The sequence below is a fragment of the Paenibacillus sp. A3 genome, assembly GCF_001399685.1.
Classification (GTDB): domain Bacteria; phylum Bacillota; class Bacilli; order Paenibacillales; family NBRC-103111; genus Paenibacillus_G.
The window spans coordinates 1-7,249 of record NZ_JTHN01000357.1 but is presented as its reverse complement, the minus strand read 5'-3'; the positions used below and the strand labels follow the sequence as shown (position 1 = coordinate 7,249).

Annotated in this window: 7 protein-coding genes; 1 reads left to right on the top strand and 6 read right to left on the bottom strand. The window is 57.6% G+C overall.

Annotated features, from left to right (window positions below; genetic code table 11):
* Positions 1–4: 4 nt before the first annotated feature.
* The gene (locus QJ48_RS34545) at positions 5–1,306 is read right to left on the bottom strand and encodes an MFS transporter (RefSeq protein WP_337589652.1); all 1,302 of its coding nucleotides are present in this window, start codon (positions 1,304–1,306) and stop codon (positions 5–7) included.
* Between the two features lie 160 nt (positions 1,307–1,466).
* Between QJ48_RS34545 and QJ48_RS34540 the strand changes: the two genes are divergently transcribed.
* Positions 1,467–2,378 (top strand): LysR family transcriptional regulator, encoded by a 912-nt coding sequence (locus tag QJ48_RS34540; protein ID WP_054977779.1) that lies wholly within the window; start codon positions 1,467–1,469, stop codon positions 2,376–2,378.
* Positions 2,379–2,453: 75 nt separating this feature from the next.
* Here QJ48_RS34540 and QJ48_RS34535 read toward each other — a convergent pair whose 3' ends face one another.
* From QJ48_RS34535 to QJ48_RS34520, 5 genes are all read right to left on the bottom strand, one after another.
* Complete coding sequence (locus QJ48_RS34535; RefSeq protein ID WP_054977778.1) at positions 2,454–4,022, bottom strand: amino acid permease; 1,569 nt, start codon at positions 4,020–4,022, stop codon at positions 2,454–2,456.
* 63 nt (positions 4,023–4,085) lie between these two features.
* Positions 4,086–4,214 carry a hypothetical protein gene (locus tag QJ48_RS39315; RefSeq protein ID WP_010499887.1) on the bottom strand — a complete coding sequence of 43 codons (129 nt, stop codon included), beginning with the start codon at positions 4,212–4,214 and terminating at the stop codon, positions 4,086–4,088.
* A 101-nt stretch (positions 4,215–4,315) separates the two neighbouring features.
* Positions 4,316–5,287 carry an ethanolamine ammonia-lyase subunit EutC gene (gene eutC, locus QJ48_RS34530; protein WP_054977777.1) on the bottom strand — a complete coding sequence of 324 codons (972 nt, stop codon included), beginning with the start codon at positions 5,285–5,287 and terminating at the stop codon, positions 4,316–4,318.
* Between the two features lie 36 nt (positions 5,288–5,323).
* The gene (locus tag QJ48_RS34525; RefSeq protein ID WP_054977776.1) at positions 5,324–6,685 is read right to left on the bottom strand and encodes an ethanolamine ammonia-lyase subunit EutB; all 1,362 of its coding nucleotides are present in this window, start codon (positions 6,683–6,685) and stop codon (positions 5,324–5,326) included.
* Positions 6,682–7,200, bottom strand: coding sequence for an ethanolamine ammonia-lyase reactivating factor EutA (locus tag QJ48_RS34520; RefSeq protein WP_054977775.1), 519 nt, complete (start codon positions 7,198–7,200; stop codon positions 6,682–6,684). The genes QJ48_RS34525 and QJ48_RS34520 overlap by 4 nt, the downstream gene beginning before the upstream one ends.
* Positions 7,201–7,249 lie beyond the last annotated feature (49 nt).

Sequence of the window (7,249 nt, the reverse complement as noted above, 5' to 3'; positions counted from 1 at the left end):
ACGTTTACGCATGACCTTGCTGCCTCATCAGCCGGCCGCAGCGATTTTTCGCCGACCGGCGGCTTGCAATCCTGACAGACATCAAAGCCGCGATGAGGCGGGTTAGGCCCGCCAACATAACCGGCAGCGTATAGCTGCCCAGCCAATCGCGCAAAACGCCCGCCGAATAAGCCGCCGTCGACGCGCCGATCTGGTGGGCGACCACAACCCAGCCGAAAATCATGCCCGCGCGCTCTTTGCCAAAAGCATCCGTCGTGAGCTTCACCGTCGGCGGCACGGTCGCGATCCAATCGAGGCCGTAAAATACGGCGAACACAAGCAGATGCGTCGGACCCAGCCCCAAGGCCTGCGGCAGGTAAATAAGCGAAAGACCGCGCAGCCCGTAATACCAGAACAGCAGCCAGCGGTTGTCGAAACGGTCGGAAAGCCAGCCCGACAGCGTGGTACCCACCAGATCAAAAACGCCCATCAGCGCGAGAAGTCCGGCCCCGGTCACCATCGAGATATCGAAATCGCCGCAGGCGGGAATCAAGTGCGTCCCGATCAAGCCGTTCGTCGTGAAGCCGCAAAAGAAGAACGTGCCCGCCAGCAGCCAAAAGGTTAAGCTGCGGGAAGCCAAACGAAGCGAAACCAGCGGCTCCAGAAACAAGTTTCCGCGAAACGGACTCGGCTTCACCAATTGTTCCTCGCCATAAGGCGCAGCGCCCACGTCATACGGATGATTCCGCATCCAGATCACGACAACCGGCAGCAATACCAGCAGGACGGCCACGGCCGCATAGGCGGAATACCGCCAGCCGAGCTCTTCCGTGATTTTGGCAAGCAGGGGCAGGAACAGCAGCTGTCCCGTAGCCGCGCTTGCGGTAAGCATCCCCACAACCAGCCCTTTTCGTTTGACAAACCACCGGTTGGCTACCGTGACGCCAAGCACATTGGCGAGTGTGCCCGTCCCGATGCCCGCTACGATGCCCCATACAAGCTCAAACTGCCACAAGGAAGTCATAAAAGGGGTCAATGACAGGCTCGCGGCCAGCAGCAGCAGCGAGATCGACATCGTCCGGCGAATCCCCAGCTTTTCCATCCATGCCGCCGCAAAAGGTCCGATTAAGCCGTACAAGAGAATATTGGTCGCTACGACCGTCGATATATCGGAGCGGCTCCAGCCAAACTCTTCTTGAAAAGGCAGCATAAAAAGGCTCGGTATGGAACGGATTCCCGCCGATACCAGCAAGGTTACGAACACGATGAGGACGACGATCCACCCATAATACATTTTGGACGGTTCCGATCCGCTTTTCATCATCATTCCCCCTCCTTGTCAACAAAAATGCGTTCTATCGCCAGCCCCTTTGGGGGTATTAATACGATACGATAATTTGCAGCATCGGTAAAATTGAAATTATCGAACCTATCCATTGATTTTTATGATAGTATGGAACCAACCTCACCGTAAGGCTGGTGGAATCATGGAAATACGTCATTTTATCACGTTCAGAAAAATTATCGAGTGCGGCAGCTTCACCCATGCGGCCGAGCAATTGGGATACACCCAATCTACCGTCACCTCGCACATTCAAGCGCTGGAAGCCCATTTGGGCGCCCCTTTGTTCGATCGGCTGGGACGAAAAATCTGCTTGACGGAAACCGGAAGCCGTCTTTTGCAATATTCGCAGGAAATGCTGAAAACGTATGAGAAAATCGAAAATATGGCTAACGAAACGGGAGAGCTGAAAGGAGAGCTGCGGATCGCCGCCCCGGAATCGCTGACCGTCTATCGTCTGGAGCCGATTTTAAGCGAATATCGAAAACAATTCCCGCATGTCAGCATCAAGCTGAGCAACGCGACGTGCCGGACCAACAAACGGGCGCTGCTTACCGGGGACGCGGATGTCGCCTTTCTCATCCTGCCGGAGCTTCAGGAATCCGATCTGGTCGTTCACTCGTTGGCGGAAGAGCCGATTGTCGTCGTCGGAAGTCCCGACCACCCGATCACCGCCTTGGACAGCCGTTATCACAACCGGACGCTGGAGGAGTGCCTCATTGCCAACGAGCGGGACTGCAGCTACCGGACGATGTTTGAAGAGTATTTGAAGAACAGGCACATTACCCCTTCGCACATTATGGAGCTCTGGAGTATCGAAGCGATGAAGCGCTGCGTCGCCAGCGGCTTAGGCTTCGCCTGCCTGCCCCTGCTGGCCGTAATGGAAGAGCTGCGCGACCGCAAGCTTAGGCTCATTCCGTTCGAAGGAAGCCTCAGCAAGGTGTTCTCGCAAATGATTTATCACAAAAACAAATGGCTCTCCCCCGCCCTGGCCGCGTTTATCGAAATCACGCTGAAACATGCGAAAGACTGGTCCTACGAAGAGTTCGCGGGTTAAAACCGTGAACGCAAGCTCAAAAGCCTCATACCGGTGATACCGCCGGTCATGAGGCTTTTTGCATCTTATGTCATATCAAGCTTTCTGCGAAAAACCTGAGCCGGTGCCGGGGTTTCCCGCTTGCTCCAATTCCCGTTCGCGGCGCAAAATGTCTTCCATCGACGTGTTCAGCGCAGCCAGCGGACCGGGGAAATGATTTTTGTAATAGGCCACATCCATGATCACAAGCAGGAGGAGCATGGCGGCGAGCGCATAACCCGCCGTTTCGTTCGGCGGAATCACCATGACGATACAGATAAAGACGATCCAGATCAAGGCCACCACGGACACGAAATCGCTGTACTTGCCCAGGTTCCACGGGCCGAGATGCTTTTCCTGAAACCGTCCTTGCGCCTTCGCCCGGAGCTTTAGCCAAATCGGGATGCCGTAGGCCACATACAAGCCGACGACGCTGACGGCGGTCAGAAACGCGATCGTCGTATACGCCGCGTCCGGGTTGACCGTCTTGATGATATAATCGACGAATGCCAGCAGGAACGAAAGAATAATCGCAAGCCAGATCGCTTTGGCCGGCGTGCGGAATTTTTTGGAGATTTGCGCCCATTGGCTGCTGAACGGCATGCCTTTGTCGCGCGAGAAGGCGTACATCATCCGGGAAAACGAAGTAATGGAGGACAAGCCGCAAAACCACATCGCGGCGGTAACGAGCCACAGCACGACGGAACCGAACGTACCGCCTAATGCTTGGCTGATCACATAAATAAACGCGTTCTCCGAGCCGGCGGCGGCTGCGGCGTCCTTGATCGATAGCGTGACGAACGCGAGCATCAGGAAGCCGATGGCAAACGAATACGCAACCGAGGTGAAGATGCCCCAAGGCGCGCGGACGCGGGGATTGATCGTCTCTTCAATCGTATGGGCGGAAGCATCGTAGCCCGTAAACGTCCACTGCGCTTGCAGCAGCCCGATCAGAAAAGCGAACAGGTAAGGCTTGTCGGAGAACGTCTCGCCTACTTTGAACAAATAATCGACGCTGTTCAAGCCGTTTTTCGTAAAAAAAGCCAGGGAGACGACAAGTACTGCGACGATGATAATGTGGTACCAGGCGGAAAAATCATTGAGCTTGGCGACGATGCGGATACCGATGTGATTGAGGATGCCGTGGGTGAGCAGAATGACCGTGAAGGCGATCAGGACGGTCGTATTGCTGGAGGTGTAGCCGAACACGCTGGCTAGCAGCGGATCGGCGAAGAGCGCGACGGAGTAGTCGATCCCGGCAACGATGCCGATTTGACCGATCAGATTGATCCACGCCGTGTACCAGCCCCAGCGCTTGTTTTTGAGGATGGCCGCCCAGTGGTATAGCGCCCCGGCCGTCGGGATTGCGGAAGCAAGCTCCGCCATAGCGGCCGCTACGAACATGACGAACAGCGCAACGATCGGCCAGCCGAAGCCCATCATGCCCGGCCCGCCGTACGTTAAGCCGTGGCCGTATAAAGATACCGCGCCGGTCAGGATGGAGATGATCGAGAACGAAATCGCAAAGTTGGAAAAACCGCCCATACTGCGCAGCAGCTCCTGCGCGTAGCCGAACTTGTTCAAGTCTTGTTTGTCCTTGTCGTGATGATGGAGATGTTCGCTCATGGTTCCCAGCCTCCTTCATAAGGATAACAACAGGATGACAGTGGAAGGTCCGGTCCGGTCGGCTTATTTTCCGAGGAAGCTTTCATGCTCGCTTTCGTCATAGGTCCGAATGCTGTTTCCGGCAAGCCGGACAATCCACAAAGCAAACAAGCAAGTGACGGCGATCAATACGATTCCGATCGTCATAGCCATGCAGTCTCACCTCCCTCCCCGGCGCATTGGATTGGCAAGCTCTCTTTCACGGTTATGCGGGTTCGTCTGCGAACATGTCTTTTTTTGCAAGCGTTTTCCTATTAGATTTCCAACCGGACGCCGCTTGCTTGCTGTTCAATCATTTTTTTCAGGATCGTGCCGATGTGGGCGCCCGCTTCGACCGGAGGCGTGCCGCCGCGGTGAATGTTGGAGACGACGGTGCGGTCGCTTTCCACCGTTCCCTGCCGGGGCCGGAAGCACATATAGGCGCTCATCGATTTCGACGATACGAGTCCCGGCCGCTCGCCGATCAAGAGCACGAGCACCTCCGGCTGCAGCAGCTCGCCGATCTGGTCCATGACAGCCACGCGACCGCCGCGCACGAAAAACGGGGTGCCGGTTTTCAAGCCGTACGCTTCAAGCGAATCCAGCAAGGACGGATAAACGTCGCGCAAATTGGCTTCGACCGCGTTCGCGCTCAAGCCGTCCGAGACGACCACCTGTACCTGCGGCTTCATGACGCACTGCTTGCGAATCAGCTCAATGCCCTCGTCCGTCACGATCCGGCCCCTGTCCGGGCGCTTCAAATAATTTTCGGTGTTGCCGTAGCGTGTTTCCACGGTAAACATGCCGAATTCGTCCAGCACCGCCTGATTGACCTCGCCGTAAATGGAATCGACGGCAGCGGCGTGATCGCAGCGGAATTTGAGCATTTCCCGGGTCAACGGCCGTGTTCCCGCCCGCCATACGCCGATCCGCGCGGGCGTGTTGGCCAGCAGCTCGTTCATGCCCTCGGCCCACTTCGGATTCGGGACATTATGCGACGCCGCATCGCCGAAGCCGAGGATGCCAGACTCCTCCGCAGGGGACCCGGCGTCCGTCACAGGAGATTGGCGCGCATGCTCTTGGCTGCCACCCCCCGCGCCCGGGGTCGTGTCTTGCTTTGAATCGCTTGCTTCCGCTATGCTTTTAGGAGCCGGCGCATCTTTTTTGTCCGGCAAGCCGGCCGTGCCAAGCTTCTTCTCCAGCTCCGCCATCACTTGATCGACAAGCCGGTCCAATGAAATGGTCATCGCTTCTCTCCTCCTCTCGCAGCGCTATACGAATGGTTACATAAACAGTGTCGGGTCCCCGGCCAGCGGGGTCAGGCGTCCGTTTTCCATAATGCCCATCTTGACCAGCCAGCGCTCGAATTCCGGCGCGGGGCGGCGCCCCGTCATTTCCCGCAGCGTGGCGATATCGTGAAAGCTCGTGGACTGGTAATTCAGCATGCAGTCGTCCGCCATCGCCACACCGATGACGAAGTTGACGCCGGCGGAGGTCAGCAGCACGGACAAATTGTCCATATCGTTCTGGTCCGCTTTCATATGGTTCGTGTAGCAGACGTCCACGCCCATCGGCAGCTGCTGCAGCTTGCCCATGAAATGGTCTTCCAGTCCGGCGCGGATAACCTGCTTCGAATCGTACAAATATTCCGGTCCGATGAAGCCGACAACCGTGTTGACCATGAAAGGGTTATATTTTCTGGCGAGCGCGTAGCACCGCGATTCGAGCGTCACCTGGTCGATGCCGAAATGCGCCTCGGCGGACAGCTCGGAGCCCTGCCCCGTCTCGAAATACCACAGATTCGGACCGGTTCCCGTCCCGTCGCGCCGGATCAGGTCGTCCGCCTCGTCGAGCAGCGCCACGTCGATACCGAACGCTTTGTTGCCCGCTTCGGTGCCCGCCAGACTTTGGAATACCATGTCGGCGGGAGCGCCCTGTCGGATCGCCCGCATCTGCGTTTTCACATGCGCGAGCACGCAGTTTTGCGTCGGAATCTGCCACTTGGTCATCACTTCTTTGGTCGCGTTCAACAGCTCCTTCACGCTGTCCGCCGAATCGATGACGGGATTGATGCCAAGGACGGCATCCCCGATTCCGTAGCTCAGCGCTTCGAACAAAGACGCTTTCATGCCTTGGATGTTATCCGTCGGGTGATTCGGCTGGGCCCGGCCGGCGAGCACGCCCTTCTGCCCGATCGTAATGTTGCAGTGGGTCGTCACTTCCATCTTGGACGCTGCCTGCATCAAATCGAGGTTACTCATCAGCTTGGCGGCAGCCGCTACCATTTCGCTGGTAAGTCCCCGGCTGATGCGGCGTATTTCGGAGTTGCCCGTCTCGTGCCGCAGCAGTGTTTCGCGCAGCTCGGCTACGGTCCAGTTGCGGATTTCCGCATAGATTTTCTCGTTGACGCCTTCCTCGATGATCCGTGACACTTCATCGGTTTCCGGCGGCAGCAGCGGATGGTTGCGAATGTCCGCCAGCGTCAGCTCGGACAGCACCAGCTTGGCCGCCATCCGCTCCTTGGCATCCTCGGCCGCAATCCCGGCAAGCTGATCTCCGGATTTTTCTTCGTTCGCCTTAGCCATCACGTCTTTTAAATCGCGAAATTGAAATGTTTTGCCGAGTAAAGCGGTTTTCAGCTTCAACGTCGGTCCCCCTCTCTGCCATGAAACGCCAGCGTCTTGACGACTACGGGAATCATAATGCCCGCAATCGGTTCCCCTAAATCGATATAGTCGCCGTGCTCGACCTTGATCTGATCGATGCACACGATCTTCGTCCGTTCCTTTAACCGTTTTTCGAGCGATTGGCCGAGCGCCTTGGCGATGTCGGTGTCGCAAACGACGACCATCACCCGGCTGTCCGGAAAATAGGCGGCGAAGCTTTCGCTCAGCCGGTCGGCCAATCGCTGAAGCGAGGCGTAGCCGCAATGCTCGAGCCCGGCCAAAGCCAGCGCGAACGGCGGCGAAGCGTCCCGCTCGAACAAGGCTGCGCCGCTCTGCATCGTCTGCTCGACGGCCGCGGCAAGCGAGGCTGGCTGTTCGAGCAGCGGCAGCGTCAGCTCCAGCTTGCACACCGGGAGGTTGCGGCTCGGCAGCAGCGTCGGGTCCACATGGACGGTAGCTCCCCCGCACGCCGTCGTCCGCATGCCTGCTCCCATAACCGCTCACCGCACGGCCGGACCGGGTGCCCCCGGCCGGCACCGAGCC